The 25,890-nt window shown below is 58.6% G+C and carries 22 protein-coding genes; 11 read left to right on the forward strand and 11 right to left on the reverse strand.

Annotated elements, in window-relative coordinates:
• The first annotated feature begins 144 nt into the window (after positions 1 to 144).
• The 3 genes from gltB to QZ487_RS01645 all read left to right on the forward strand — a co-directional run bounded on the left by gltB (position 145) and on the right by QZ487_RS01645 (position 7,684).
• Entirely contained in the window at positions 145 to 4,797 is a 4,653-nt protein-coding gene (gene gltB / locus QZ487_RS01635; protein ID WP_296023039.1) for a glutamate synthase large subunit, read from the forward strand.
• Positions 4,798 to 4,816: 19 nt separating this feature from the next.
• Positions 4,817 to 6,253: a glutamate synthase subunit beta gene (locus QZ487_RS01640; protein WP_285976042.1), complete on the forward strand. Its 1,437-nt coding sequence runs from the start codon at positions 4,817 to 4,819 to the stop codon at positions 6,251 to 6,253.
• Between the two features lie 108 nt (positions 6,254 to 6,361).
• Positions 6,362 to 7,684: a carbohydrate porin gene (locus QZ487_RS01645; protein WP_296023041.1), complete on the forward strand. Its 1,323-nt coding sequence runs from the start codon at positions 6,362 to 6,364 to the stop codon at positions 7,682 to 7,684.
• Between the two features lie 11 nt (positions 7,685 to 7,695).
• Here QZ487_RS01645 and QZ487_RS01650 read toward each other — a convergent pair whose 3' ends face one another.
• From QZ487_RS01650 to ung, 3 genes are read right to left on the reverse strand one after another with little or no spacing between them, the layout of a single operon-like run.
• Positions 7,696 to 8,481, reverse strand: coding sequence for an enoyl-CoA hydratase (locus tag QZ487_RS01650; protein WP_285976044.1), 786 nt, complete (start codon positions 8,479 to 8,481; stop codon positions 7,696 to 7,698).
• 9 nt (positions 8,482 to 8,490) lie between these two features.
• Positions 8,491 to 8,826, reverse strand: coding sequence for a TraR/DksA C4-type zinc finger protein (locus QZ487_RS01655; protein WP_285976045.1), 336 nt, complete (start codon positions 8,824 to 8,826; stop codon positions 8,491 to 8,493).
• 11 nt (positions 8,827 to 8,837) lie between these two features.
• Complete coding sequence (gene ung, locus QZ487_RS01660) at positions 8,838 to 9,515, reverse strand: uracil-DNA glycosylase (protein WP_285976046.1); 678 nt, start codon at positions 9,513 to 9,515, stop codon at positions 8,838 to 8,840.
• Between the two features lie 80 nt (positions 9,516 to 9,595).
• Between ung and QZ487_RS01665 the strand changes: the two genes are divergently transcribed.
• Genes QZ487_RS01665 through QZ487_RS01675 form a run of 3 tightly spaced genes read left to right on the forward strand, consistent with a single transcriptional unit; the run spans position 9,596 to position 11,452 of the window.
• On the forward strand, positions 9,596 to 10,216 hold the full coding sequence (locus QZ487_RS01665; RefSeq protein WP_285976047.1) for a ribonuclease D: 621 nt from the start codon (positions 9,596 to 9,598) through the stop codon (positions 10,214 to 10,216).
• A gap of 25 nt (positions 10,217 to 10,241) precedes the next feature.
• Positions 10,242 to 10,907: an LPS export ABC transporter periplasmic protein LptC gene (locus QZ487_RS01670; RefSeq protein ID WP_285976048.1), complete on the forward strand. Its 666-nt coding sequence runs from the start codon at positions 10,242 to 10,244 to the stop codon at positions 10,905 to 10,907.
• Positions 10,907 to 11,452 carry an LptA/OstA family protein gene (locus QZ487_RS01675; RefSeq protein WP_296023043.1) on the forward strand — a complete coding sequence of 182 codons (546 nt, stop codon included), beginning with the start codon at positions 10,907 to 10,909 and terminating at the stop codon, positions 11,450 to 11,452. The genes QZ487_RS01670 and QZ487_RS01675 overlap by 1 nt, the downstream gene beginning before the upstream one ends.
• Before the next feature lie 3 nt (positions 11,453 to 11,455).
• On the opposite strand, the gene holA is transcribed toward QZ487_RS01675, so the two are convergent.
• From holA to QZ487_RS01695, 4 genes are read right to left on the reverse strand one after another with little or no spacing between them, the layout of a single operon-like run.
• Complete coding sequence (gene holA / locus QZ487_RS01680) at positions 11,456 to 12,496, reverse strand: DNA polymerase III subunit delta (protein ID WP_296023044.1); 1,041 nt, start codon at positions 12,494 to 12,496, stop codon at positions 11,456 to 11,458.
• Complete coding sequence (lptE, locus tag QZ487_RS01685) at positions 12,493 to 12,996, reverse strand: LPS assembly lipoprotein LptE (RefSeq protein WP_285976051.1); 504 nt, start codon at positions 12,994 to 12,996, stop codon at positions 12,493 to 12,495. The genes holA and lptE overlap by 4 nt, the downstream gene beginning before the upstream one ends.
• A complete protein-coding gene (leuS, locus tag QZ487_RS01690; protein ID WP_285976052.1) occupies positions 12,996 to 15,512 on the reverse strand; it encodes a leucine--tRNA ligase in 2,517 nt (838 codons plus the stop codon). The genes lptE and leuS overlap by 1 nt, the downstream gene beginning before the upstream one ends.
• Before the next feature lie 25 nt (positions 15,513 to 15,537).
• On the reverse strand, positions 15,538 to 15,990 hold the full coding sequence (locus tag QZ487_RS01695; protein WP_285976053.1) for a DUF3576 domain-containing protein: 453 nt from the start codon (positions 15,988 to 15,990) through the stop codon (positions 15,538 to 15,540).
• Positions 15,991 to 16,409: 419 nt separating this feature from the next.
• Here QZ487_RS01695 and QZ487_RS01700 point away from each other — a divergent pair, with 419 nt between their 5' ends.
• Positions 16,410 to 17,162 carry a hypothetical protein gene (locus QZ487_RS01700; protein ID WP_296023046.1) on the forward strand — a complete coding sequence of 251 codons (753 nt, stop codon included), beginning with the start codon at positions 16,410 to 16,412 and terminating at the stop codon, positions 17,160 to 17,162.
• Between the two features lie 115 nt (positions 17,163 to 17,277).
• Complete coding sequence (phbB, locus tag QZ487_RS01705; RefSeq protein ID WP_285976055.1) at positions 17,278 to 18,000, forward strand: acetoacetyl-CoA reductase; 723 nt, start codon at positions 17,278 to 17,280, stop codon at positions 17,998 to 18,000.
• Between the two features lie 37 nt (positions 18,001 to 18,037).
• Here the strand turns inward: phbB and QZ487_RS01710 are convergent, their stop codons facing one another.
• Positions 18,038 to 19,282 (reverse strand): lipase family protein, encoded by a 1,245-nt coding sequence (locus QZ487_RS01710; protein ID WP_296023047.1) that lies wholly within the window; start codon positions 19,280 to 19,282, stop codon positions 18,038 to 18,040.
• Positions 19,283 to 19,417: 135 nt separating this feature from the next.
• On the opposite strand from QZ487_RS01710, the gene QZ487_RS01715 reads away from it, so the two are divergent.
• Both QZ487_RS01715 and QZ487_RS01720 read left to right on the forward strand, forming a co-directional pair.
• Positions 19,418 to 20,485 carry a fatty acid desaturase gene (locus tag QZ487_RS01715; protein WP_296023048.1) on the forward strand — a complete coding sequence of 356 codons (1,068 nt, stop codon included), beginning with the start codon at positions 19,418 to 19,420 and terminating at the stop codon, positions 20,483 to 20,485.
• On the forward strand, positions 20,482 to 20,715 hold the full coding sequence (locus QZ487_RS01720) for a ribbon-helix-helix domain-containing protein (RefSeq protein WP_296023049.1): 234 nt from the start codon (positions 20,482 to 20,484) through the stop codon (positions 20,713 to 20,715). Before QZ487_RS01715 ends, QZ487_RS01720 begins: the two co-directional genes overlap by 4 nt.
• Here QZ487_RS01720 and murA read toward each other — a convergent pair.
• A complete protein-coding gene (murA, locus tag QZ487_RS01725) occupies positions 20,712 to 21,995 on the reverse strand; it encodes a UDP-N-acetylglucosamine 1-carboxyvinyltransferase (RefSeq protein WP_285976059.1) in 1,284 nt (427 codons plus the stop codon). The genes QZ487_RS01720 and murA overlap by 4 nt on opposite strands.
• Before the next feature lie 101 nt (positions 21,996 to 22,096).
• On the opposite strand from murA, the gene galU reads away from it, so the two are divergent.
• Positions 22,097 to 22,987 carry a UTP--glucose-1-phosphate uridylyltransferase GalU gene (gene galU / locus QZ487_RS01730; RefSeq protein WP_296023050.1) on the forward strand — a complete coding sequence of 297 codons (891 nt, stop codon included), beginning with the start codon at positions 22,097 to 22,099 and terminating at the stop codon, positions 22,985 to 22,987.
• Here the strand turns inward: galU and QZ487_RS01735 are convergent.
• Together QZ487_RS01735 and QZ487_RS01740 are read right to left on the reverse strand one after the other, a co-directional pair.
• Entirely contained in the window at positions 22,974 to 24,227 is a 1,254-nt protein-coding gene (locus tag QZ487_RS01735; RefSeq protein WP_296024094.1) for a cytochrome P450, read from the reverse strand. The two genes, galU and QZ487_RS01735, sit on opposite strands and share 14 nt — an antisense overlap.
• Before the next feature lie 26 nt (positions 24,228 to 24,253).
• Complete coding sequence (locus tag QZ487_RS01740) at positions 24,254 to 25,789, reverse strand: acyl-CoA synthetase (RefSeq protein ID WP_285976061.1); 1,536 nt, start codon at positions 25,787 to 25,789, stop codon at positions 24,254 to 24,256.
• Positions 25,790 to 25,890 lie beyond the last annotated feature (101 nt).

Consider the following 25,890-nt stretch of genomic DNA (forward strand, 5'->3'; position numbering starts at 1 on the left):
GCAGTTGCAAAAATCATTTCATGTCGCCATGAGGGCATTGAGCGATGGAAAAGCTGCGCCAAGCAGCATCCGGGATTTCGCTTAATTGCCGGACAGCGTCTACGTGCGCGGTCGCACCCCGGCATCTGACATGATGGAGTTTGAATGGGATACCCAGCGCCCCAGGGCTTGTATGACTCGCGCAACGAACACGACGCCTGTGGTGTCGGATTTGTCGCGCATATCAAAGGCGTGGCTTCGCACGATATCGTCACGCAAGCGTTGGAAATTCTCAAGAATATCGATCACCGCGGTGCTGTCGGCGCCGATCCGCTGCTGGGTGATGGTGCGGGAATCCTGCTGCAAATCCCCGATCCGCTGATCCGCAAATGGGCGGATTCGCAAGGCCATGATCTGCCTGCTCCCGGCGATTACGCAGTGGCGATGTGCTTCATGCCACAGGACGAAGCGGCGCGCGCTTTTGTAACCGAACAGTTCGAGCGGTTTACTGCAAAAGAGGGCCAGACACTGATCGGCTGGCGCGATGTGCCGGTAAATCTGGATGGCTTGGGCAAAGCTGTGGTCGATTCGATGCCGGTGATCCAGCAAGCGATCATCGCCCGCGGAGACAATTGCGCGGATCAAGACGCGTTCGAGCGCAAAGTAATCGTGATCCGCAAGCAGACACTCAATCCGCTGAACGCGCAGGCGGAAAAACACGATCTGCCGAGCCTGACTGATACCTATATCCCGAGCTTCTCAAGCCGGACGATTGTTTACAAGGGCCTGTTGCTCGCCAATCAGGTGGGCAGTTTCTTCGATGATCTGCGCGATCCCGATTGCGTGAGCGCGCTGGGCCTGGTGCATCAGCGGTTCAGTACCAATACCTTCCCCAGCTGGCGCCTGGCGCACCCCTATCGCATGATTGCGCACAATGGCGAGATCAACACGGTTCGCGGCAATGTGAACTGGATGAATGCGCGCCGCCGTACGATGGAATCGCATCTGCTCGGCGCGGATCTCGACAAGATGTGGCCGCTGATCCCACACGGTCAGTCTGACACCGCATGCCTCGACAATGCGCTCGAACTGCTGCTCGCAGGCGGGTACAGCCTGGCGCATGCAATGATGATGCTTATGCCCGAAGCCTGGGCCAAGAATGATTTGATGGATGCCAAACGCCGGGCGTTCTACGAATATCACGCCGCGTTGATGGAGCCATGGGATGGCCCGGCCGCAGTGGCATTCACCGATGGCCGGCAGATCGGCGCGACACTGGATCGCAATGGTCTGCGCCCCGCGCGCTTCTGCGTAACAAAGGACGATATCGTCTGTCTCGCGTCGGAAAGCGGCGTGCTGCCGTTTGCCGAGGATGACATCATCCGCAAATGGCGCTTGCAGCCGGGCAAGATGCTGTTGATCGATTTCGAGCAGGGTCGCATCATCGAAGATGCCGAGCTAAAGGCCGATCTTGCCAGCGCACAGCCTTACGAAAAGTGGCTGAGCCAAGCGCAATACAAGCTCGACGATCTGGATGTGGTCGACCCCGAGTTCGCCCAGCTTCCGCAAGACGAGAATCAGGATACGCCGACACTGCTGCAAGCGCAGCAGGCGTTCGGCTACACGCAGGAAGACATCGCCAAATTCCTGGAGCCGATGGCGGTGCGCGGGGAAGACCCGATTGGTTCGATGGGCACGGACACGCCGATTGCGGTGCTCTCTAACCGCAGCCGCCTGCTATATGATTATTTCAAACAGAACTTCGCGCAGGTCACAAACCCGCCGATTGACCCGATCCGCGAAGAGCTGGTGATGAGCCTGCTGTCGATGATCGGTCCGCGACCGAACCTGCTCGGTATGGACGCCGGCACGCACAAACGTTTGGAAATCAGCCAACCGATCCTCACCAACGAAGATCTCGCCAAGATCCGCTCTGTTGAGGTCGCATTGGATGGCGCGTTCCGAACCGAAACCATCGATATGACCTGGCGCGCCAGCAAGGGGCCCAAGGGCCTCAAAATGGCGCTGAAGGAAATGTGCTGGGCCGCGACCGAGGCTGTGCTGCAGGACAAGAACATTCTTGTGCTGTCAGACCGCAAGCAAGGGCCCGACCGGATTCCGATGCCTGCACTTCTCGCAACCGCCGCTGTGCACCACCATCTGGTGCGTCAGGGTCTGCGTATGCAAACCGGGCTTGTGGTCGAAACAGGCGAAGCCCGCGAGGTGCATCATTATTGCGTGCTGGCCGGCTACGGCGCGGAGGCGATCAATCCCTATATCGCGTTTGAGACACTGGAAGATTTGCGCGCCAGAAAGCACAGCGATCTTTCCCCCGCCGACGTGCAGAAGAACTATATCAAGGCTGTCGGCAAAGGCATTCTGAAGGTCATGTCCAAGATGGGCATTTCGACCTACCAGTCATACTGCGGTGCGCAGATCTTCGATGCGGTCGGCCTGTCCAGCGAATTCATCGATAGCTATTTCACAGGTACGGCAACCACAATCGAGGGCGTAGGCTTGAAGGAAGTGGCCGAGGAAACCGTGCGTCGCCATGCGCAGGCCTATGGCAACAATCCTTTGTACAAGAACATGCTCGATGTGGGCGGTATCTACCAGTATCGCTTGCGCGGTGAAGAACACGCATGGACGCCGGAGAACGTCGCGTTTCTGCAGCACGCGGTGCGCGGCGACAGGCCGAAGGATTACGAGGCTTTTGCCAAGTCGATCAACGAGCAGTCGGAGCGGCTGCTGACAATCCGCGGGTTGATGGAATTCAAGAAGGCAGACGAGGCAATCCCGCTTGACGAGGTCGAGCCTGCTAGCGAAATCGTGAAGCGTTTCAGCACCGGCGCGATGAGTTTCGGCTCGATCAGCCATGAAGCGCACTCGACCCTTGCCATCGCGATGAACCGCATTGGCGGTCGTTCGAACACCGGTGAAGGCGGCGAAGAGCCAGAGCGGTTCAAGCCGATCGAAAATGGCGATTCGATGCGCAGCCGGATCAAGCAGGTGGCCAGTGGCCGATTTGGCGTGACTACCGAATATCTCGTCAATTCCGACGATATCCAGATCAAGATGGCGCAAGGCGCGAAGCCCGGTGAAGGCGGCCAATTACCCGGCCACAAGGTCGATAAGCGGATTGGCGCAGTGCGCCATTCAACCCCGGGCGTGGGCCTGATCAGTCCGCCACCGCACCACGACATCTATTCGATCGAAGATCTGGCGCAGCTGATCCACGATCTCAAGAACACCAACCCGGTCGCGCGCATTTCGGTAAAGCTCGTTTCCGAAGTGGGCGTGGGCACTGTTGCTGCCGGCGTTTCGAAGGCGCGTGCAGACCATGTGACAATTGCGGGCTATGATGGCGGTACAGGTGCGTCACCTTTGACCAGTCTGACTCATGCCGGATCGCCATGGGAAATCGGCCTGGCCGAGACGCAGCAGACTTTGCTGCTCAATGATTTGCGCAGCCGCATTGCCGTACAAGTCGATGGCGGCCTGCGCACCGGGCGTGATGTTGCCATCGGCGCGCTGCTGGGTGCTGACGAATTCGGCTTTGCCACAGCCCCGTTAATCGCGGCGGGCTGTATTATGATGCGCAAGTGCCATCTGAATACCTGCCCCGTGGGCGTGGCGACGCAAGACCCCGTGCTGCGCGCGCGCTTTACCGGCCAGCCGGAACATGTGGTCAATTACATGTTCTTCGTTGCGGAGGAATTGCGCCAGATCATGGCGGAGTTGGGCTTCCGCACTGTCGAGGAAATGATCGGCCGGGTCGACAAGCTCGATATGCGGCGGGTGGATCGCCACTGGAAAGCGGCAGGGGTCAATCTCACGCGCTTGCTGACCAAGGTCGATCTTCCTGAAGGCGCGCCGCTGTACAACACGGAAACGCAGGATCACGGCCTTTCAGGCGCGATGGACAACGAGCTGATTGAAGCATGCAAGGACGCGATCAGCGAAGGCAAGCCGGTGCAGTTGACCCGCGAAATTCGCAATGTGAACCGCACTGTCGGCACAATGTTGTCAGGCGAAATTGCAAAGGCCTATGGCCACTCAGGCCTGCCCGCTGACACGATCCGCATCAATCTGACCGGTGTAGCGGGCCAAAGCTTCGCCGCATGGCTCGCGCATGGTGTAACGCTCGATCTGTCGGGTGATGCCAATGACTATGTTGGCAAGGGGTTATCAGGCGGGCGTGTTATCGTGAAGCAGCCGGAAGGGATTGAGCGCGATCCGGCGGACAACATCATTGTTGGCAATACCGTGCTTTACGGCGCGATAGCGGGTGAAGCCTATTTCGAAGGCGTTGCGGGCGAACGTTTCGCGGTGCGCAATTCCGGCGCAATCGCTGTCGTCGAAGGGGCAGGCGATCACGCGTGCGAATATATGACTGGCGGCGTTGTAGTCGTGCTGGGCAAGACAGGTCGCAATTTTGCCGCAGGGATGAGCGGCGGCGTTGCCTATGTCTACGACCCTGAAGGCAGGTTCGCATCGCTCGTCAATCCGGCGCAAGTCGATCTGATACCGATGACCGCCGCGCAGGACGAAGAAGACGGCACAGGTCGGCCTTCTCAGCGTCCGCAATCAGTCAATGATTTCGGGATGGGCGACATGCTGCGCCACGATGCAGAACGACTGAAGATTCTGGTCGAGCGGCACAAGCTTCATACCGGCAGCAAGAAGGCCGCCGCGATCCTCGACAATTGGGATCAAGAGGTCTCCAAATTCGTCAAGGTGATGCCACGCGACTACGAACGCGCGCTGCGCCAACTCGAAGCCGAGCGTGAAGAAGCCGCTTCGGTTGCAGCAGAATAAGAATACGGGACGCTAGAACATGGGCAAGGATACAGGCTTCCTCGAACTCGACCGGCGCGAGCGCGATTATCTCGATCCGAAGGAGCGCTTGAACAATTACCGCGAATTTGTCTTGCAGCCAGATGATGCAACCCTGCAAGCGCAGGCGAGCCGCTGCATGGATTGCGGCATTCCCTATTGTCACAACGGTTGCCCGGTTAACAACATCATCCCGGACTGGAACCATCTGGTATATGAAGGCGATTGGAAGAACGCCTTGGCCTTGCTCCATTCGACCAACAATTTCCCCGAGTTCACCGGCCGCATTTGCCCCGCGCCATGCGAGGCAAGCTGCACACTCAATATCACCGATCAGCCGGTGACGATCAAATCGATTGAATGTACGATTGTCGATCGCGGCTGGGAAGAAGGCTGGATCACGCCGCAAGTGCCGGAGAGGAAAACCGGCAAATCGGTTGCGGTCATCGGCTCCGGCCCGGCGGGTATGGCGTGCGCGCAACAATTGGCACGTGCGGGTCACACCGTCACGCTGTTTGAAAAGAATGACCGGATCGGCGGATTGCTGCGCTACGGCATTCCTGACTTCAAGATGGAAAAGCATCTGATCAACCGCCGCGCGGTGCAAATGGAAGCCGAAGGCGTCGAGTTCAAAACCAGCAAAGAGGTAGGCGTCGATGTGTCATTCAAGAGCCTGCAGGAAAACTACGACGCCGTAGTGCTTGCAGGCGGAGCAGAAGATGCCCGGCCACTGCAGATTCCCGGCGCAGAAATGACAGGCGTGCGCCTGGCGATGGAATTTCTGACCCAGCAGAATAAGCGCAATGCGGGCGACGATGAGCTACGCGCGGCACCGCGAGGTAGCTTGCTAGCCACCGGCAAGAAGGTGGTCGTAATCGGCGGCGGCGATACGGGCAGCGACTGTGTTGGCACATCCAACCGTCAGGGCGCGGAAAGCGTCGTGCAACTGGAGATCATGCCAAAGCCTCCTGAAAAGGAAGACAAGGCAATGACGTGGCCTGATTGGCCGCTCAAGCTGCGCACCTCGTCCAGTCATGAGGAAGGTGTTGAGCGAGACTGGGCCGTGCTGGCCAAGCGTGTTGTGGGTGATGGCGAAACCGTGACCGGACTGGAATGCGTGCGTGTCGAATGGAAAGACGGCCGTATGCAGGAGATCGAAGGCAGCGACTTCACTATCGAAGCCGATCTGATCCTGCTCGCCATGGGCTTTGTGGGGCCGAAGAAAGCGGGCCTACTTGATCAAACGGGTGTCGAGCTGACAGATCGCGGAAACGTTGCCGCGGACACAGAAAGCTACAAGACCAGCGTCGAGAATGTCTTCGCATGCGGCGATATGCGGCGGGGGCAGTCGCTGGTCGTCTGGGCCATCCGTGAAGGGCGCCAGGCTGCTCGCGCAGTAGACCAGGCACTGATGGGTGTATCTGAACTGCCACGCTAAGAACTTGTCCGTATTTCTCAAACCAGATGTCGGCCTCATACAATGCAAATGGTGAAAAATACTTCAGCCCTGTAAGTGGTTGAGAGAAAACGGACTTAGGGGAATGCAATGCGGGTCGCACTGCGTGCGCGGATTTCGCGCACTTTATTGGCATCGAAGCCAACGCTTGGCGCAACGCTGCTGGCGGTTCTTATGGCAGCTCCAGCCCATGCCGGCGAAGAGACGAATAGCCCTGAAGTGACCGGCCCCGAACTGGATACTTCTGGGGTGGCGGCGCGAGACCCTTCAACCGCGGCCGTCGCGCCGGCTGCATCCACTCCTCCAGCGCCACCGCAAACCGACCCGGTCATGTTCAAGATCGTGGCCTCCCAATTTGTTGATACGCCGGTGCAAGGCGATGCGCCGAAGACCGTGCGCTATTCCGGCCGCGTCGACGGCTATATCGATATAAGCGGCGGCGTGTTCAGCGGCGATGATAGCCTGACATTGACGGTCCGGCCCGAATACACATGGGGCAAGGATTCTAACGGTGAGATTGGCCTGATCCCGAACAACACCGCGCTGTTTCGCGGCGAAGGAAAGGGTCATTTCGATCTATCCGTGAGCGTGTCCAAGCGCTGGAACTCCGGCGCAAAACTGACCGTGGGGAAAGTCAATGTGCTGGATCTGGGTGCAAAGCTGCCAGTGGTTGGCAGCGACGGGCACTACGGATTTCAGAACCTGTCGATGGCGCTTCCGCCTTCGGCGATCATTGCGAACACGCTGACCGGTGCTTTCCTGGAAGTGCCGACAGAGAAAGTGCTGTACCGCCTCTGGGTCTTCGACCCGGATTCGCAATATCAGCGCAGCGGGTTCGAGACCGCATTCGAAAGCGGCGTCGGTTTCCTCGGTTCGGTCACCTTTCCGGTCAAGGTCGGCGGAAAGCCGGGATATTACGCGCTCAAGCTATCCGGTTCGACCCGCGACGACATCAATGCCGATTCGCTGCCCGCGGCGCTGATCCCTTCGCCGGGATCGGGCTTCGGCAACAAGAGCGGCGAGTTTGCAGCCGTGCTTGCGGGATATCAGTATCTCGGCGTCTATCCGGAGGCGCCCGGCAAAGGCTGGGGCATTTTCGGGCAAGTCTATATCTCCAATGGCGATCCGACTTTCCTTGATCGCAGCGCGATGCTGGGCATTTCAGGCAATCCGCGTTTCCGCCCGCAAGACCACTTTGGCGCGGCCTGGTTCCGCTATTCGATCACCAATGGCCTCGTCCGCGCGCTCGACCAACGCCTCGCGCTGCAAGACGAAGAGGGCGTCGAGTCTTTCTACACACTTGGCCTTAGCGACAATTTTGAAATCACTGCCAATGTGCAGGTGATCGACAGCGCGGTGAGCGCGCGCGACACCGGCATCATGGCGGGGCTTAGGCTGACGGCGAGTTTCTAACCCCGCTCGGTTTAGCCCTGCTTCCTCGCCCGCTCTTGCACGGCGGCGCGGCGAGCCTCTACTGCCTCAGGCGTAACAGCTGAATTTGCAGCGGATGACAGTTGCGCCTCCAGCGCCATACCGTTTGCAAAGCTTTGCGCATAGCCATCGTCGATCAGCCGCTTGTATTGCGCCAGAAAGGTCGGATCGATGCTCGCCATATCGGCGGCCAGTTTTCTGGCGAGCGGCAGCAATTCTTCCGGCTCGACTACGTGGTTCACCAATCCCCATTCCTTCGCTGTATGTGCATCCAGGAAATTGCCCGTAAAGCTTAGCTCTTTCGCGCGGCTGATCCCGATCATCCGCGAGAGTTTTTGCGACAGGCCCCAGCCAGGAACGATCCCGACGCGGGCATGCGTATCTGCAAAGCGGGCATTGCTGGCCGCGATCAGGACATCGCAGGCAATGGCGACTTCGAACCCGCCCGTGATCGCCACGCCATTAATCGCCCCGATCACAGGTTTGCGGCACAGCTCGATCGCTTTGACCGGATTTTCATCCGCGCCCTTGGCATTGGCTGCGCCCAGCGCCCCCTCTTGCGATCCCAATTCCTTCAGATCGAGCCCGGCAGTGAACGCCCGCTCCCCCGCGCCGGTCAGGATCACCACGCGCACGCTGTCATCCTCATCAACCTGCTTCATGACATGGTAGAGCCGCGAGCGTAGCGCTTTGGACAGCGCATTCATCGCTTCAGGGCGGTTGAGAGTGACCGTGGCCACATTGTCGCTGATCTCCAGCAGGACTGTATCTTCGCTCATTGCTCGCTCCTACTCCGTGCCACTCGCACACCCTACACAATTGGCCACGCTGGGATCATGCCTAAGGCGTTTGTCGGCGATTTCCTCCCCGCACTTTAGGCAATACCCCCATTCGCCATCTTCAATCCGTTCCAGCGCAGCCGATATCCGCAACCGTTCGGCCGCGCGACGGCGTTCGGTCGCTTGCGCCATGGCCTGTTGCTGCATCGCGTCCATCCGGCTCAATCGTCCGACGCTGTCTTGCTGCAATTCCACTGTATCGCGCGAGTCCGCGTTGGATGCATCTTCACGGTCCAGCTCTTCGCGGCGGGCGATCAAGGCTTTGCGGGCTTCTTGTTCATTCATCTAAGCCATGCTTACCATTCGATGGCCCCGCGTCCATGCCGCTCAAGAAACGCGTTTGCCTGGCTGAATGGCTTTGAGCCAAAGAACCCGCGATGTGCCGAGAGCGGGCTTGGGTGTGGGCTCTTGATGACCAAATGATGATCTGCGCTGCCCAGGCCGCGAACACGGCTCGCCTTCTTTTGTGCATGGCTGCCCCACAAAATGAACACCGTTGGCAGACCCTGCCCCACCACCGCCGCGACGCAGGCATCGGTTATAGCATCCCAGCCGCGCCCGGCATGGCTGCCCGCCTGTCCCGATTCGACAGTCAGCGTGTTGTTGAGGAGCAGCACACCCTGTTTGGCCCAGCGTGTCAGGTCACCACTCGCAGGCGGTGCTACACCCAGATCAGCCTCAATCTCCTGATAGATATTGCGCAGGCTTGGCGGCAGTTTCACGCCTTCGCGGACAGAGAAAGACAGACCATGCGCCTGGCCCGGCCCGTGGTAAGGGTCTTGCCCCAGGATCACGACCCGCACCCGGTCAAGCGGCGTCATCGCGAGCGCCGCCAGACGTTCACCGCGCGGCGGGAAGATCGCCTTGCCCGCACCTTCCTGCGCGCGCAGCCAGCCGCCCAGTTTGCGCGCTTCAGGGGTTTGCAGGGCTGGCTCCAATGCGCCACGCCAACTGTCCGGGATCGTATCGGTCATGACGCAAGAATAGGCCTCTGTGATGCGTTACGTCACCACCCCTTTCCCTCTTTCCCCAATCGGCGTAAGGCGAATGGCCTATGACAGTACATTTTCACAAAGAAGACCTGCCCGCTGGCGTGCTCGCCGGAGACGCGCCTTTGGCCGTCGACACAGAGACCATGGGCCTGATCACGCACCGCGATCGGTTGTGCGTGGTGCAGATCAGTGATGGCAGCGGCGATGAACACCTTGTGCGCTTTGGCCCGGACAGTTCGTATGATGCGCCCAATCTCAAGGCCCTGCTCGCCGATGAAAGCCGCCTGAAACTGTATCACTTTGCGCGTTTTGATCTGGCCGCGATCGAGCACTATCTGGGCGTTGTGGCAGCACCGGTGTTCTGCACCAAGATCGCCAGCAAGCTCGTGCGGACATACACGGACCGGCACGGCCTGAAGAATCTGGTCGACGAAGTTTTGCATGAAAACCTGTCCAAGCAGCAGCAATCGTCTGATTGGGGCGGGCCGGACTTGAACGATGCCCAGCGTGAATATGCGGCGTCTGATGTGCGCTATCTGCACCGTTTGCGTGAAGAGCTGGTCAGGCGTCTCGAGCGCGAAGGTCGTTTGGACATTGCGCAGGCATGCTTTGACTTCCTGCCAACGCGTGCGCGGCTCGATATCGCTGGCTGGCCAGATCACGACATATTCAGCCACAGTTGATCTGTAAGAAGTATATCCCGCCAACATGGTCACTCACCGCCGTCTAGAAACCAATGAAGCCAAGCAGCTGCGCAACCAGCGACAGCATTTTGCTGCGCCCGGCGGTTCGCATGATCGCTTGGTGACATTTCTTGGCAAGGCTCTGCCCATGGGAGTGGGCATTGTCGCCGCGCTAATGATCATCACACCGCTATCACCGGGTACCGAAGTCAGCTTCCTGCTCGATCGCGACAAGGTGGCGATGATCGATGAGCGGCTGTCGGTTTCCAACGCTATGTATCGCGGGCAGGATGATGGTGGGCGGCCATTCTCTTTGACGGCGGGCGAAGCCGTTCAACGTTCAAGCCGCGAGGGCATCGTCCGGATGGAAGATATGATGGCGCAGATCCTGCTGCGCGACGGCCCTGCACGGATCAGCGCAGAAGGCGGCGCCTATGACATTGATGCGGAAGTGATGACGGTCGACGGGCCGCTGCGGCTTTCAGCTGCTGATGGATACACGATGACCGCGCGCGGGGTGTCGGTTGATTTACAATCGCGTGTGATGGTGGGCGATGGCCGGGTTGAAGGCGCAGTCCCTGCCGGCACCTTTGAGGCCGACCGTATCGAAGTTGACATTGACGAGCGCAAGATTTCCTTGCGCGGGAATGCCCGTTTGACCATGCGTCCGGGTGAATTGAGGGTACCGTAATGGCGAAGAATCTGGTCACTACATCTGCACGTTCAGCTGCAATCGGCTTTGTCGCCACGCTGGCCCTGTTCAGCGGGATCCAGCTCAATGCGCAAGCATTCTCTGGCCACGACTCGAACGCACCGGTGCAGATTGATGCGGGCGATATCGACGTGGACGACCGCGTGAATCGCGTGGTTATTGTGGGCGGTGTCGTTGCAAGACAAACCGGGTTAACGGTCCGCTCACAACGCATGCTGCTAAACTATGAAGATGAGGACAGCCTGTCGATTTCCCGTATCACCGCAACCGGCGGTGTGAATGTGCAACGTGGCGATGAGCGCGCGAGCGGCGATATCGCGGTCTATGATCTGCAGCGCCGTATCATCACAATGGCAGGCAATGTGACGCTTAGCCGCGGGGGCGACAATCTGCGTGGCGGGCGCCTGACGATCGATCTCAATTCAGGCCGGGCAAGCGTTGACGGACAAGCGGCAACAAATGGGGAAAGCTCAAGCGGGCGGGTAACCGGGACATTTACCGTCGCGGGAAGTGACGAAAACTAAAGGTTAGCGCCGGGCAGCAAACCGAGCGATTTCTGTCAGGCCTTGCGCCAGAAGCAGTTCGGCGGACTGACTGTTGCCAAGCAAATCCTTGTGCAATTGCATCAGCTTGGGGCCGAGCCGGTCAAGCTTTCGCCGGTGCCAGCTTCTCAATTGTTCCTGAATCTCGCGCTCTTCCTTCCAGAAGATGCCAAGCCTGGCCTTTGCACCGCGATCGAGCCCATCAAGCGATCCGCGCGGACCAAGTTGCGAAGTGATCTGCGCAAGCTGAGCCGAGCGCCGCTCTACCGCCAGCAAGACGCCAACCGGGTTCATGCCGTGCTCGCGCATCCGCTTTAGCTCTCCATCAAGCTTGCCCGTCTCGCCTTTGAGCACAGTATTGACCAGCGGCATGAAGCTGTCCTCTTCAGTCGCAGCGCCAACCGCTTCCAAGTCCTCTGCCGTTAGTGCAAACGGTGATTGTGGAGACGCATCGCAATAGGTCGCAAGCTTGATGATCTCTGATTGGGCGAGCCGCACATCTAGGCCAGCTGCGCGTGCAATGCGCTCAGCCAGATCGCCGCTCAGCCTCAGGCCAGCCGCATCAGCCATCTGCCGCACAGATCCGGCCACAGAGCCAAGGTCGGGCGGCCAGAACATTGCGACAAGTGCATCTTTACGCTTTTCCAGCAACTTGGCTGTGCGCGATTTGTCAGTCGCAGCCGTTGCAACCACCAGAACCGGTGCGGCCTCTCCGGCGCCCGCATCGCTTGTTTCGATCAGTGTTTTGAGCGCTTCATGCGCTTCGTCACCGTTGGCGCGAACATAGATGTGCCGCTTGCCACCGAAGAGCGAGCCTGAGCGGGCTTCATCTCCCAACAACGCCGGGTCTTTCTTCAGATCTCCGCCGCTTATTTCGATCCGCTCTCCCGCATCGGCAAGCAATTCAGTGACCGATTGCGCAGCAGCAGAGGCGCCCGCCTCATCAGGTCCGCAGAAGAAAAAGATACCGCATTGATCAACGGCGCGGCGTGCGGTGGAAGCAAAATCGCGCTGCGTTGCCTTCATTCGGCTCGCTCGACCTCACGCAAGGTCAGCGCAACCTGCCTCACCATTCGCTCGGCAACTTCACGGGCCAGATTCTCCAGCGCGGTTTGTTCAGCTGCGATGGTTGCATATTCGGAGGAAACGACATCGACACCCGCGTCCGATCCCGATGTCGCATCGAGCAAGATTGTGCCGCTGGTCAGATCGATCAGCTGATAGCGGGCACGCAATATGCGCCGTTCGCGGCTGATCGTATCATCGTTCAACACGCCCAAAGCTTCGAGCGAATCGTCTAACTGCACATCAAGACGATAGCGCGGTGCAATCTCAGTTCCGCTAAGCTGTAGCCGGTCATTCAGCGCATTGCGCACCAGCCACCCGTCGCGCCCTTGAATCGGAGCAACATCCACCGCGGCCAGTCCTTGCGCCACGGCATCGCCGGAACCGCCCGAATAGAGCGGCTGCAGCCCGCAAGCGGACAGCAGGAACAAGGCGAAAGAGGCGAAGGCAGCGCGTGTCATCAGGTGACAATATTGACCAAGCGGTCCGGGACTACAATCACCTTGCGGATTTCTGCCCCGTCTATCGAACGCTGCACCTTCTCACTGGCTAGCGCGAGCGCTTCCAAATCCTCTTTCGGCGCGCCTTTGGGCGCCGTCAGCGTATCGCGCAATTTGCCCATATGCTGGACAGCAATTGTAACCTCGTCCTCAACCAACATGGCCGGATCGACTTGGGGCCAGTCCGCCTCAGCGATAAGACCCTCGCCACCAAGCTTCGCCCAAGCTTCTTCTGCCAGATGCGGCATCATCGGCGAGACGAGCAGCAATATGGTGCGGATAGCAAAATTTCGATCTGCGCTTGGCGCAGCTTTCTCCGCCGCACCGGTCAGTTCGTAAATGCGCGCCACCGCCTTGTTGAAGCTCAATGCCTCGATATCGTCCGCGACCGCTGCAATGGATTGGTGCGCCTTGCGCGCCAGAGACTTGTCGTCACCGCTTGCCGCCGCGTCATATTGGCCGAACAACCTCCACAGACGCTGCACGAAACGGCCACAGCCCTCGATCCCGGCTTCGGACCATGGCAGGTCACGCTCTGGCGGGCTGTCTGACAGCATGAACCAGCGCGCCGCATCTGCGCCGTAAGTATCGATGATATTGTCCGGGTCGACCGTGTTCTTCTTCGACTTCGACATCTTTATGACGCGGCCGATATCAACCGGTTCCCCATCATCCTTCAGCAACGCCGCTTCACCCGTCCGAGTAACCTCGGCCGGTGTATAATAGACCGCACGCCCTCCGACTTGGCGCGAGTATGTCTCATGCGTAACCATTCCCTGCGTAAACAGGCTGGCGAAAGGCTCGGCGAAATTCAGCTTACCCAAGCGCTGCAAGGCCCGGGTCCAGAACCGTGCATAGAGCAGGTGCAGGATCGCGTGCTCGATCCCGCCAATATATTGCTCAACCGGCAGCCATTTGGCGACTTCTTCCGCGTCAAACGGCTTGTCCGCTGGCTGACTGGCAAAACGCAGGAAGTACCAGCTGGAGTTGGTGAAAGTGTCGAGCGTGTCGGTCTCGCGCTCCGCCTTGCCGCCGCATTTGGGGCAGTTTGTGTGCTTCCATGTGGGATGGCGCAGCAATGGATTGCCCGGTGTCGAGAAATCGACATCCTCGGGCAATTCAACCGGCAGCTGATCCTTCGGCACAGGCACCACGCCGCACGTCTCGCAATGAATGAACGGGATTGGCGTGCCCCAATAGCGCTGGCGGCTGACGCCCCAATCGCGCAGGCGCCACACAGTTGTGCCTTTGCCCCAGCCTTCGCTTTCGGCGCGCGCGTTTACCGCGGCCTTGGCCTCTTCAACGCTCATCCCGTCCAGGAAATCGGAGTTCACGCAAACACCATCGCTGGTGTCAGCTTCGGCCAAAGGATCGCCAGCATTGTCTGATGACGCGGCAATCACTCGGGTGATCGGCAATTCGTATTTGGTCGCAAATTCAAAGTCGCGCTGATCATGCCCCGGCACGCCCATGACCGCGCCGGTGCCGTAATCCATCAACACGAAGTTGGCGATGAAGACTGGCAGGGCTTCGCCGGTGAAGGGATGGCGCGCGGTGATGCTGGTTACAAAGCCGCGCTTCTCCATGGTTTCCAGTTCGGCAGCAGTCGTGCCGCCCTTCTTGCATTCTTCGATGAAACTCGCCGCATCGGGATTGTCCGCTGCCACTCGTTGCGCAATCGGATGATCGGCAGCGACTGCAACAAAGCTCGCGCCAAAGATCGTGTCGGGCCGCGTCGAATAAACCGGCAGCTTTTCACCGTTTGAAAGATCGAAGCTGAACTCCAGACCCGATGATTTGCCGATCCAGTTTTCCTGCATCAGCTTGACCTTGTCGGGCCAATTGTCGAGCGTGCCCAATCCGTCAAGTAGATCCTCGGCGAAATCGGTGATCTTGAGAAACCATTGGTCAAGCTTGCGCTTTTCGACTTCCGCACCCGAGCGCCAACCTTTGCCGTCGATTACCTGCTCATTCGCGAGCACAGTCATGTCAACCGGATCCCAGTTCACTTCGCTCTGGCGGCGATAGACCATGCCCGCTTCGTACATGTCGATGAACAGCGCCTGTTCGTGGCCGTAATATTCCGGATCGCAGGTCGCGAATTCGCGTGACCAGTCGAGCGCAAAACCGATGCGCTTCAACTGGCCTTTCATGTTTTCGATATTCTCGCGGGTCCAACCGCCCGGATGAACGCCTTTCTCCATCGCGGCATTTTCTGCCGGCATACCGAACGCGTCCCATCCCATCGGGTGGAGCACTTCGTGCCCGCGCATTTTCTTATAACGTGCCAGCACGTCGCCCATCGTGTAGTTGCGGACGTGCCCCATGTGGATGCGCCCCGAGGGGTAGGGGAACATCTCCAGCACATAGCTCTTCGGCTTCGCGCTATTGGAATCAGCGTGGAAAGTGCCCGCCTCTTCCCAGGCACGCTGCCAGCGGCCGTCGGCCTGGGACGGATCAAAACGCGTATCGGTCATGACAAAACCGTTAAGGGGAAAAAGATCAGGAAGACAATGTCTGTCGGCGCAATTCACGCGCCCGCGTAAGGATGATGTCTTCAAGCTTCTGGACAGTTGCGGCCTGAACCGGCGCATCGACCCAGTTTCCGCTTTGCGTGACCTGGCGGCTTGCAGCAACACGCAACGCGTCCGCACGAAGGTCCTGATCGAGGATGGTCACCGTTACCTTGACCCGCTCAGCCGGATTCTGCGGATTTGCATACCAGTCTGTGATGATCACGCCGCCCATTGCATCTGCCTGAAGCAGAGGCGCAAAGCTGACTGTCTCCAAAGCCGAGCGCCATAGGTACGAGTTCACACCGATCGTGTTTACCTGTGATGCCGCAAGGTCAGCCTGTGGACGTTCACGGCTACCACATGCCGCAAGCGAAGCTAGTGCTGCGCAAGCAAGTGCCATGCGAACGGGACGGCGGGTGGCTGACTGGATCAAACTCATTGTCGCAAAATTCCTCACGCGAAAGGGCCCTTTGATGTGTCGCCGGACCGGTATCTGCCTTTGCTCTATAACTTCCACGGCGCGCGGGACAAGGCAGCAATGCCTGAACGCGCACCAAGATGCCCGCATTTCTGTGACGGTTCGCGCTTTACCCGCCATGAACACAAGGCAGCCTGCGCGAATCGAACCTTGCGATTCGCCGTCTGTGGAGACTCTGCAACAGGTTGGTGACGCTAGGGCAGACTAATCATTGCGAGCATTGCTTCAGCGACGGAAAGCGCTTTATTGACTTGCGAAATGAGAAACGACTCGGGAACGAATCGAGTCGTGGTCAGGTTGGGTTCAGCCGGGTTTGGCTTTAAGTTAAGGCCAGAATTGAGCAGCAGTCCGCCTGAAACATGTGGGTAGAACGTCTAGAGATGGCACGAAAGCAAACAGCATCTGCGGCGCGCAAGCTGCCCTTGCTGCTGGCCGCTGCCGGTTTGGCGTTTGGCGTACCTTCGGCTGGCTTAGCGGTTGTTGCCTTCGGCGATGACACGATGACCAGCGAGCTTCCCTCTTTCGCAATGTTTACACCGGCGTCTGCAGATCCCGCGTTGGCCAAGCGCGTAGCTGAACAGGCCCGTCGCAATGGCATGCGCTTCACGCCTGCTGGCAGTACGATCAAGCGTGACCGCACCATCACAGTGGCGGTTCGCGTAGATCAGGAAACGGCTCGCGCGATTTCTGTCCGTCAGGCGCTGGATGTTGCGCCTGGTGCGACCAACGCGCTGAATTCGCAGGTTGTGACCAGATACGATCTGGGCACTGCGCGGGGCTACCAGAGTTTCAAACGTCAGCAACCAGCGGTGTCACTGTCAGGCTCTGTGCGCAATATCACCATGCCGGACCTTTCGACCTTTGAGCCTGCTGGCCCGACCGCGCAAGACAAGCCAAGCCGCTTCTCGACACGGATCGCGCTGGAAGGCGAGCAGGCTGCAGGGCGTTCGCCGAACACGCTTGATGCACTGAGCGCGCAAACGGTTGATGTAGGCGGCGCTTACAGCATTACGCGCAATCTGGATGTGACAGCCGGTGTACGTTTGTCGCAAGAACGAGATCGCCTGACGCCAATCACAGATTCCAAGCAGGACAGCCAATCGGTTTATGTCGGAACGCAATTCCGCTTCTAACCCTGACAATCTGTATGAATTCGTATGAGAGACCCTGCTTCGGCGGGGTTTTTGATTCCCATGACGCTACGGCATCGCTACCTCGGATACTTGAATTGTATTTGGAGATCCGAGAATGGCACGCGTTGCAATCGTTACTGGCGGAACAAGAGGCATTGGCCGCGCTATCTGTGAGAAGCTGCAAGACGCGGGCTTCACCGTCATCGCCAATTACGCGGGCAACGATGCCGCCGCCGAACAGCTCAAGGCCGACACCGGGATCCAATCGTACAAATGGGACGTGGGCGACCATGAGGCGTGCCTGGACGGCTGCGCCCGGGTGGCCGCCGAGGTAGGACCGATCGATGTGGTCGTGAACAATGCCGGCATCACCCGCGACGGCACACTTCACAAGATGAGCTATGATGATTGGCACGAGGTCATGCGTATCAATCTGGGTGGCTGCTTCAACATGGCGAAAGCCTGCTTCCCGGGAATGCGCGAGCGGGGCTGGGGCCGGATCGTCAATATCGGCTCGATCAATGGTCAGGCAGGCCAATATGGCCAAGTCAACTATGCTGCTGCGAAGTCAGGCATTCACGGCTTCACCAAAGCTCTGGCTCAGGAAGGGGCGAAATTCGGTGTGACTGTCAACGCGATTGCACCGGGTTATATCGACACCGACATGGTCGCAGCTGTGCCCGAGCCCGTACTGGAGAAGATCGTCGCCAAGATTCCAGTGGGCCGCCTGGGACAGGCAAATGAAATCGCGCGTGGCGTGGCATTCCTGTGCAGCGAGAATGCCGGCTTCTTAACGGGCTCCACCATGAGCATCAACGGCGGCCAGCATATGTATTGAAGCGGCAGGCCGTCCGCGTGGACAGCCTGCCGGATGGCTAGCCCAATGGCGATGCGTCACAATTCCCTTTGATCGCATCACCTGCAAAGACAGCTTGCACGAACGTGAGTGATTCTCCGGTCGATCCCGGCACAACCTGCTTGTGATCGAGTTCGGTGTAGAGGTGCGCCTCGACCACCGTTCCCGCCGCACACGCGTCGCGCATGAAAGCCGCCTGCATGTGCTGAGGCGTATCGCGATCACGCGCGCCCGTTCCCAGAAAGATTGGCGCAGCGATGCTCATATCAGGAAAGCCCATCTGCGCAAAGACCCGGCCCAGCACATCCGATGGTGTTTGCTTGAACGCCCGATTGTAACTTAGCCCTGCTGTCTCAGTGCGTGCTCGCATCTCTTTGTGACAAGCATTGGTGACCATGCTGACGATCGGCCAAGCCTCATCAGATACATACTCTCGCATCAAGAATCCGGGCTCGATCTGCTCTGCCAATGTCATTGCGAGAAAATTATAGGCTAGCATCGGATCTGGTTGATCAGGTGGCCTGCTTTCATTCAAGGCAACAAGTGCGGCAGGCGAGAAGTATGGCACACCGGTTGCGACCACTCCTCTGATATCGACATCAGGCGCGTAGTCCGGTGCGTAGCTTGCCGTTGCGACCGCCGCGCCCGCGCCTTGCGATTGCCCGATCACCACGACGCCTGATGAAACGGGATAGCCCGCACCCTGAACTGCTCGAATAATGTCGAGATTGCTATATGCTGCGGGACGCGTTGCGAGATAGGGGTGCGTGCCGGGTGTTCCGAGCCCCTGATAATCCGAAGCTACAACCGCAACCCCCTGACCAAGCCAGAAGTTGAGATAGTCCATATCCTGCTGCTGCCGCCCATCCCATGATGGCGCGCAGATATCTGCGATACCGACTGTCCCATGGGTCCAGGCCATCAACGGCCACCCACCTTCGGGTGCATCACCCCTGGGCAAATACAATACACCGGACACAGCGGTTATGGCCGAGCCGCCTAATCCCTCCGTAGAAGTATATAGCAACCGGACATTATCTGCAGCGCCTCTCAAAGCCTGTCGTTCATCCAGCGGCTCGCTGCGTAGAATGGTGCCCGGCGTTTCGGGAAGCTCGCCTTCGAATGCATAGAATTCTGATACACCCCCGTCGCCGAGCGTTGCGCTATTCCATGCAGATGCGCCTTTCGTGGCGGTCGCGTTCACACATCCGCCCACAAACAATATCGACAAACCTGAAAGCGCCCCCAGCAACCATCTATGCATCCAGTGATCCCCTCTCTGTGTCATACTGCCGCCTGGCAGAGCACCAAGCAAGCTCTGTGCACTCTCTGCGAACATTGCTTCGCAACCGACGAGCGCGCGTGACAATCCATGGGAAGCTGGCTAGGCGTTTGTCTCGTGACAACTCTCATTGATACCAGCCCGAACCAGACCCGCCGTGAAGAGCCGAGCTCCGCCGGTCTTGAAGCCCGTCAATTGATGCGTGAACTATCCGCTTTCAAGACGCCCCGGATCAGCCGGAGCAGCTGGGAATTGGCCTCCACGCTTTTGCCATTCGTGACCTTGTTTGCGGTGATGCTGTTCGCAGTTGAAGCGGGCTATTACTGGGCGCTGGCGTTGGCCCCGGTGACCGGTCTGCTACTGCTGCGCCTGTTCATCATTCAACATGACTGCGGCCATGGCGCCTTTCTGCCGGGGCGCAAAGGCAATGACTGGGTGGGGCGCGCGATGGGCGTGCTGACCCTGACCCCATATGATTGCTGGGCCCGCTCGCACGCGATCCATCACGCTTCGACAGGCAATCTCGATGCGCGGGGTTATGGCGACGTCGACACTCTGACGGTTCAGGAATATGCGGACAGCCCGCGTTTGAAACGCTGGTTCTATCGCTTCTATCGTAGCCCCGCGGTCCTGCTCGGCCTTGGCCCTGCCTATCTGTTTCTGTTGCGGCACCGCTTGCCAATCGGGCTGATGAAAGCGGGCTGGATTTATTGGATCGCGGCAATGGGGACCAATCTGGTTACCGCCATTATCCTCGGCTCACTGGTCTATGCCTTCTCTTTCGCGACAGTCGCGGTGATTTTTCTGCCCATTCTACTGATCGCTGCCTCGACCGGGGTCTGGCTGTTCTATGTACAGCACCAGTTCGAGCACGGACATTGGGACAAGGATGCTGAGTGGTCATTCCACGACGCGGCACTGATGGGTAGCTCACACCTTGAGCTTCCAGCGGTCTTGCGCTGGTTCACCGGAAATATCGGAATTCACCACGTGCACCATTTGGCCAGTCGGGTGCCGTTTTATCGACTGCCAGAAGTGCTTCGGACATTCCCCGAGCTGCACGATCTCAATCGTTTCACCATGCGGGATACGTTCTCGATGATGCGGCTGGCCTTGTGGGACGAGGGCCAGCGACGATTGGTGAGCTTCCGCGAAGCAAAGCAGCTCGCGCGCGCAAGCGCATGAGCGCGACTCCGCCCTATCATCCTCCGGTTAAGCGATCGGTGCAGATTGAAGGGCACAAGACCTCCATCAGCCTGGAGCCGATATTCTGGGATATGCTGCGCACGGCCGCTGCGCGGGAAGGCGTCGCGATCAATGCACTCGTCGCGCGGATCGACGAAGAACGTATCAAGTCGAAAACCCCGCCGGGGCTCGCCAGCGCCATCCGGGTCTGGTTGGTTAGCCGGGTCTAGTCGTCGCCGACCCGCTCGATATCCGCACCCACCAACTTAAGCTTCTCTTCCAGACGTTCATATCCTCGGTCCAGATGATAGAGCCGCCGGACGGTTGTTTCACCTTCAGCAACTAGCCCTGCCAGCACCAGGCTGAACGAGGCGCGCAAGTCGGTGGCCATCACCTCTGCGCCCGTCAATGTCTCCACACCTTTGACGATTGCCGTGCGGCCCTCTGTCTCAATATCTGCGCCCATGCGCGCAAGTTCCGGTACGTGCATGTAACGGTTCTCGAATATGGTCTCTTTCAGCACACTCGTGCCTTCTGCCTTGCATAGCAGCGCCATGAGTTGCGCCTGCATGTCAGTCGCGAGGCCGGGGTATGGAGCGGTCGTGAGATTGGTCGCCTTGAGCGGGCCATTGGCCTTGACGCGGATTGCCTTCGCTTCTTCCTCAACCTCAACGCCGATATTACGCAGTGCATGAATTGTGGCCGCCATTTCATCGGGTTTTGCGCCTTCAAGTCGAACGTCACCGCCCGTTATTGCAGCCGCGCATGCGTAAGAACCAGCCTCGATTCGGTCGGGCATCACGCGGTAGGTGGCGCCATGCAGCCGCTTTACACCGTGGATTGTCAGGTCGGACGAACCGATCCCTTCGATCTCAGCCCCCATCGCCACCAGAAGATTGCATAAATCAACGATTTCCGGCTCGCGCGCAGCATTGAACAAACGGCTCGTACCATTCGCCAGCACCGCCGCCATCAGTGCGTTTTCCGTAGCGCCGACCGAAACCACCGGAAAATCAAACTCACCGCCGGGCAATCCGCCATCGGGCGCCATCGCTTTGACGTAACCCTGTGCAAGTTCGATCTCGGCGCCGAAAGCTTCCAGTGCCTTCAAGTGCAGATCGATCGGGCGGTTACCGATTGCACAGCCACCCGGCATGGACACTGTCGCTTCGCCCATCCGGGCAAGCATCGGGCCTAGCACGAGGATCGATGCGCGCATCTTGCGCACCAAATCATAGGGCGCAACGGTGGAGGTAATACGTGGGGCTTCTAGGCTCATCACCCGGCCGAAATCTTCGGGCCGCGTGCCTTGGACCACTGTGGTGATCCCGAACTGATTCATCAGGTGCTGGAACCCGTCAATGTCCGCCAGCCGCGGCAAATTGCGCAGCGTAAGAGGCTCTTCAGTCAGAAGTGCACAGGGAATCAGCGTGAGCACCGCATTCTTCGCGCCTGAGATGGGAATTGTTCCCTCTAGGCGGTTGCCGCCTTTGATAACCAGTTTGTCCATAGAATGCCCTTAGCCAATCCTTGCGTTCACGCAAATGAACAAGATGATACAGCGTGAGTGTCTGCTTGCGAGAGACAGGATTGCGGCCTATTCGCTGGCCCATGACAACACATAAGCCGATCAAGAAGGCCGTCTTTCCCGTCGCGGGCCTGGGTACGCGTTTTCTGCCTGCCACCAAAGCGATTCCGAAGGAGTTGCTGCCGATCGTGGACTGTCCGCTAATCCAATATGCGGTGGACGAAGCGCGCGAGGCGGGGATCGAGCAGATGATCTTTGTGACGGGGCGCGGAAAGACCGCGATTGTCGAACATTTCGACATGGCGTTCGAGCTGGAAAAGACCATGAACGAGCGCGGCAAGAATATGAGCGTGCTTGAGCCGACCCGCGCAACACCGGGCGATATCATCACCGTGCGTCAGCAAGTCCCGCTTGGCTTGGGCCACGCGATCTGGTGCGCGCGTGCGATAGTAGGCGATGAACCTTTTGCAATTTTTCTCCCCGACGAGCTGATGATTGGCAACAAGGGTGGAACCGGTTGCATGAAGCAAATGGTAGACGCCTATCATCGCACAGGCGGGAATATCATCAGCGTGCTGGAAGTGCCGCATGAAGAGGTCTCCAGCTATGGTGTGATCGATCCCGGTGCGGAAAATGGTGCGCTGACTGAAGTCAAAGGGCTGGTTGAGAAACCACCCGTGGCTGAGGCTCCATCGAACAAGATCATTTCCGGCCGCTATATCTTGCAGCCAGAAGTCATGCGCGTGCTTGAAGCCCAAGAAAAGGGCGCAGGCGGAGAGATCCAGCTGACTGATGCAATGGCCAAGATGATCGGCCAGCAGCCGTTCCATGCGGTCACCTTTGACGGAAAACGCTATGATTGCGGCAATAAGCTCGGCTTTGTCGAAGCGACATTGGCGCTAGCGCTGGAACGCGAGGACATGGGCGCAGACGTGCGCGCAATGGCGGAGCGATTGCTCGCTAGCCAGCTCTAAAGCGCAGCGGCAATGTCTTCAGCCCGCCAACAAATGTAGAAGTCGCCCGTTTGGGCTCGCCAGCCAGTTCAATACTTTCCACCCGGTCAAGTATTGTCTCGAAGAGTATTTTCATCTCCATTCGCGCCAAGTGAAGGCCAAGGCATTGGTGCGCGCCAGCACCAAAGGCAGCATGGCGATTGGGCGAACGAGAGGCGTCAAATTTACGCGGGTTCTCAAACTGCGCCGGATCATGGTTGGCGGCAACATAATTGATCATCAGCCAGTCACCTGCCTTGATCTGCTGGCCGCCTATCTCGACATCTTCCGCCGCAGTACGCATGAAATGCTGTACCGGCGTGGTCCATCGGATCGCCTCTTCGACAATGCCCGGCAGCAATGAACGGTCCGCCTTGACCCGCGCCCATTGCTCCGGGTCTTGCGCCAACGCTTGCATCGCGCCTGCGGTCGAAGCCGAGGTGGTATCATGGCCAGCGGTCGCGACGATGATGTAGTATCCCGCCATGTCACGCTCGGGTAGCGGCTCTCCATCGACCGTGGCATTCGCAATGACACTCGCAACATCCTCAGTAGGATTGGCGCGGCGTTCAGCTGCAATCCCGGCGAAGTATTCTTCAAACGTTTTCACCGCACCTGCAACCAGCTGGACGACTTGCTCTGCCGTCATGTTCTCCATGCCCGTGCCCGAGAGGTCCGCATCCTGCCCACCGAACAGCTGCTGCGTCAGCATCTGCATCCGCGGCTCGTCTTCTTCAGGCACGCCAAGAATCTGCATTACGACATGCAGCGGGTAAGGGCCGGAAACCAGCTTCACAAAATCAGCTTGAGGGCCTGCTGCGATCAAACCGTCCACAGTGCGGTTCGCAATCGCGCGGATTTCACCTTCCATCCTCGCCAGATTGCGCGGCATGAACCAGTCTTGCGTCAGCCGGCGATATTTCGGATGGGTCGGGGCGTCGAACACCACCAGTGAATCGACCAGCATGTTCGAACCGGTCGCAGCGCGACTGAATTCAATCGCTTCACGAAAACTGAAAACGACAGGGCGCGGATTGTTGAGGAATGTCGCATTATCTTTCGAGATCCTCATCACGTCTTCATATCGCGTGATCAGCCAAAAGGGATCGAACAGCTCGCCGTCTTCCGGCTCTACCCGCGAAACCGGTGCCTCTTTACGCAGGCGATCAAACGTATCGAGAAGCCCGTCCCATTCAGCATAGGCATGCGGGTTGATGACCATTCGGGCGACATCGCTAGGCAGCGCGCTCAAGAAACGGCTGCCTTGGCCAGATACTCATCACGCAGTTCGCGCTTGTAGAGCTTGCCATTGGCCTCGCGCGGCAGATCCGGGCGAAAGTCGAACAACTTGGGCATCTTGATACGTGCCAGTTGTGGCTCGAGGAAATCGCGCAGCTCTTGCTCAAGCGCTTCGCCCGCATCGCTCATATCGATCGGCTGTACCACGGCGACGACCCTCTCGCCGAGATCAGGGTCAGGCGCTCCGATCACTGCGGCATCCATGATCTTGTCATGCGTGACAAGCAGGTTCTCGATTTCCTGCGGGTAGATGTTGACCCCGCCCGATATGATCATGTGGCTTTTGCGGTCGGTCAGAAACAGAAAGCCCTCTTCATTGACGTGCCCGATATCGCCCAAGGTCATCCACCCCTTGGGATGCATCGCTTCCTTCGTTTTCTCGGGATCATTGTGATAAGTCGGCAGAATGTCGTTTTCGTAGAAGATGAGGCCATCTTCGCCCGGGCCAAGCTCTTCATTGTCAGGGCCGCAAACATGCACAGTTCCGTGGATCGCCTTGCCTACAGTACCAGGATACTTGAGCCAGTCGGCTGAGTGCACCATGGTCATGCCGATGCTTTCCGAGCCGGCATAGTACTCGTTCACAATTGGGCCCCACCAATCGATCATCTCCCGCTTGATCTCGACCGGGCAAGGTGCAGCGGCGTGCAGCGCGCGTTTGTGCGAAGACAAATCATACTTGGTACGAATGTCTTTCGGCAATTTAAGCATGCGAACGAAATGGGTGGGCACCCATTGGCTGTCTGTAACCTTGTATTTCTCGATCGCCGCAAGTGCGGTCTCCGGATCGAATTTCTCCATCATCACGACCGTTCCGCCAAGCCGATGGACGGTCGAGCTCCAGCCGATCGGCGCAGCATGATAAAGCGGAGCGGGCGAGAGATAGACCATAGTTCCATCTGCCGGCATTCCGGCGCCCATTACAGCGAGCCCGATAAAGGGATTCACCGCTTGTGGATCCGGATCAGCCGGGGGCGCCGGGCGAATACCCTTCGGCCTGCCTGTGGTTCCCGACGAATAGAGCATGACAAGTCCGGCCTGTTGATCGGGGAACGGTTCGCTTGGCTGGCTTGCCAATGCGGTTGCGAAGTCCTCTTCACCGCTGCCGTCCATGATCAATACGGGCAAATCAGGATGTGCGGCGCGAATGCCGGGCAGGACACCATTGAACGCCTCAGAAGTGATCAGCAGCTTGGCTTCGCTGTCCTTCAGAATGTACGCTATTTCCGGCGCTGTCAGACGGGTGGAGATCGGGACCAGCATTGTGCCTGCGCGCTGCGATCCCCAAATCAGCGTGTAGAACTCTATCCGGTTCTCCAGCAGCACGGCAAAGGCATCATCCGGAGCAAATCCGTTTGCGCACAGCAAATGCGCAAACCGATTGGCTTGCTCATCCATCTCGCCAAAGCTCATCGTCTTGCCGCTGCCGGCCATAATGACAGCCGGATGATCGGGGCGCGCCTGTGCGTGCTGAATCGGGTGCATGTGGTTCTTTCTCCTTAACAAGGAGATTACCTAGCCGAACCATTTGGACAAGAAAAAAGGCGGCGGGAAAACCCGCCGCCATTGATCGGACATCCTCTCCT

The sequence above is a fragment of the uncultured Altererythrobacter sp. genome, assembly GCF_913057185.1.
Taxonomy (GTDB): domain Bacteria; phylum Pseudomonadota; class Alphaproteobacteria; order Sphingomonadales; family Sphingomonadaceae; genus Erythrobacter; species Erythrobacter rubellus.

What these genes read in the sequence shown, in the direction of transcription:
- gltB (WP_296023039.1), top strand. Translation starts at nt 145, where the DNA reads ATGGGATACCCAGCGCCCCAGGGCTTGTATGACTCGCGCAACGAACAC.
- QZ487_RS01640 (WP_285976042.1), top strand. Translation starts at nt 4,817, where the DNA reads ATGGGCAAGGATACAGGCTTCCTCGAACTCGACCGGCGCGAGCGCGAT.
- QZ487_RS01645 (WP_296023041.1), top strand. Translation starts at nt 6,362, where the DNA reads ATGCGGGTCGCACTGCGTGCGCGGATTTCGCGCACTTTATTGGCATCG.
- QZ487_RS01650 (WP_285976044.1), bottom strand. Translation starts at nt 8,481, where the DNA reads ATGAGCGAAGATACAGTCCTGCTGGAGATCAGCGACAATGTGGCCACG.
- QZ487_RS01655 (WP_285976045.1), bottom strand. Translation starts at nt 8,826, where the DNA reads ATGAATGAACAAGAAGCCCGCAAAGCCTTGATCGCCCGCCGCGAAGAG.
- ung (WP_285976046.1), bottom strand. Translation starts at nt 9,515, where the DNA reads ATGACCGATACGATCCCGGACAGTTGGCGTGGCGCATTGGAGCCAGCC.
- QZ487_RS01665 (WP_285976047.1), top strand. Translation starts at nt 9,596, where the DNA reads ATGACAGTACATTTTCACAAAGAAGACCTGCCCGCTGGCGTGCTCGCC.
- QZ487_RS01670 (WP_285976048.1), top strand. Translation starts at nt 10,242, where the DNA reads ATGGTCACTCACCGCCGTCTAGAAACCAATGAAGCCAAGCAGCTGCGC.
- QZ487_RS01675 (WP_296023043.1), top strand. Translation starts at nt 10,907, where the DNA reads ATGGCGAAGAATCTGGTCACTACATCTGCACGTTCAGCTGCAATCGGC.
- holA (WP_296023044.1), bottom strand. Translation starts at nt 12,496, where the DNA reads ATGAAGGCAACGCAGCGCGATTTTGCTTCCACCGCACGCCGCGCCGTT.
- lptE (WP_285976051.1), bottom strand. Translation starts at nt 12,996, where the DNA reads ATGACACGCGCTGCCTTCGCCTCTTTCGCCTTGTTCCTGCTGTCCGCT.
- leuS (WP_285976052.1), bottom strand. Translation starts at nt 15,512, where the DNA reads ATGACCGATACGCGTTTTGATCCGTCCCAGGCCGACGGCCGCTGGCAG.
- QZ487_RS01695 (WP_285976053.1), bottom strand. Translation starts at nt 15,990, where the DNA reads ATGAGTTTGATCCAGTCAGCCACCCGCCGTCCCGTTCGCATGGCACTT.
- QZ487_RS01700 (WP_296023046.1), top strand. Translation starts at nt 16,410, where the DNA reads ATGGCACGAAAGCAAACAGCATCTGCGGCGCGCAAGCTGCCCTTGCTG.
- phbB (WP_285976055.1), top strand. Translation starts at nt 17,278, where the DNA reads ATGGCACGCGTTGCAATCGTTACTGGCGGAACAAGAGGCATTGGCCGC.
- QZ487_RS01710 (WP_296023047.1), bottom strand. Translation starts at nt 19,282, where the DNA reads ATGCATAGATGGTTGCTGGGGGCGCTTTCAGGTTTGTCGATATTGTTT.
- QZ487_RS01720 (WP_296023049.1), top strand. Translation starts at nt 20,482, where the DNA reads ATGAGCGCGACTCCGCCCTATCATCCTCCGGTTAAGCGATCGGTGCAG.
- murA (WP_285976059.1), bottom strand. Translation starts at nt 21,995, where the DNA reads ATGGACAAACTGGTTATCAAAGGCGGCAACCGCCTAGAGGGAACAATT.
- galU (WP_296023050.1), top strand. Translation starts at nt 22,097, where the DNA reads ATGACAACACATAAGCCGATCAAGAAGGCCGTCTTTCCCGTCGCGGGC.
- QZ487_RS01735 (WP_296024094.1), bottom strand. Translation starts at nt 24,227, where the DNA reads ATGGTCATCAACCCGCATGCCTATGCTGAATGGGACGGGCTTCTCGAT.
- QZ487_RS01740 (WP_285976061.1), bottom strand. Translation starts at nt 25,789, where the DNA reads ATGCACCCGATTCAGCACGCACAGGCGCGCCCCGATCATCCGGCTGTC.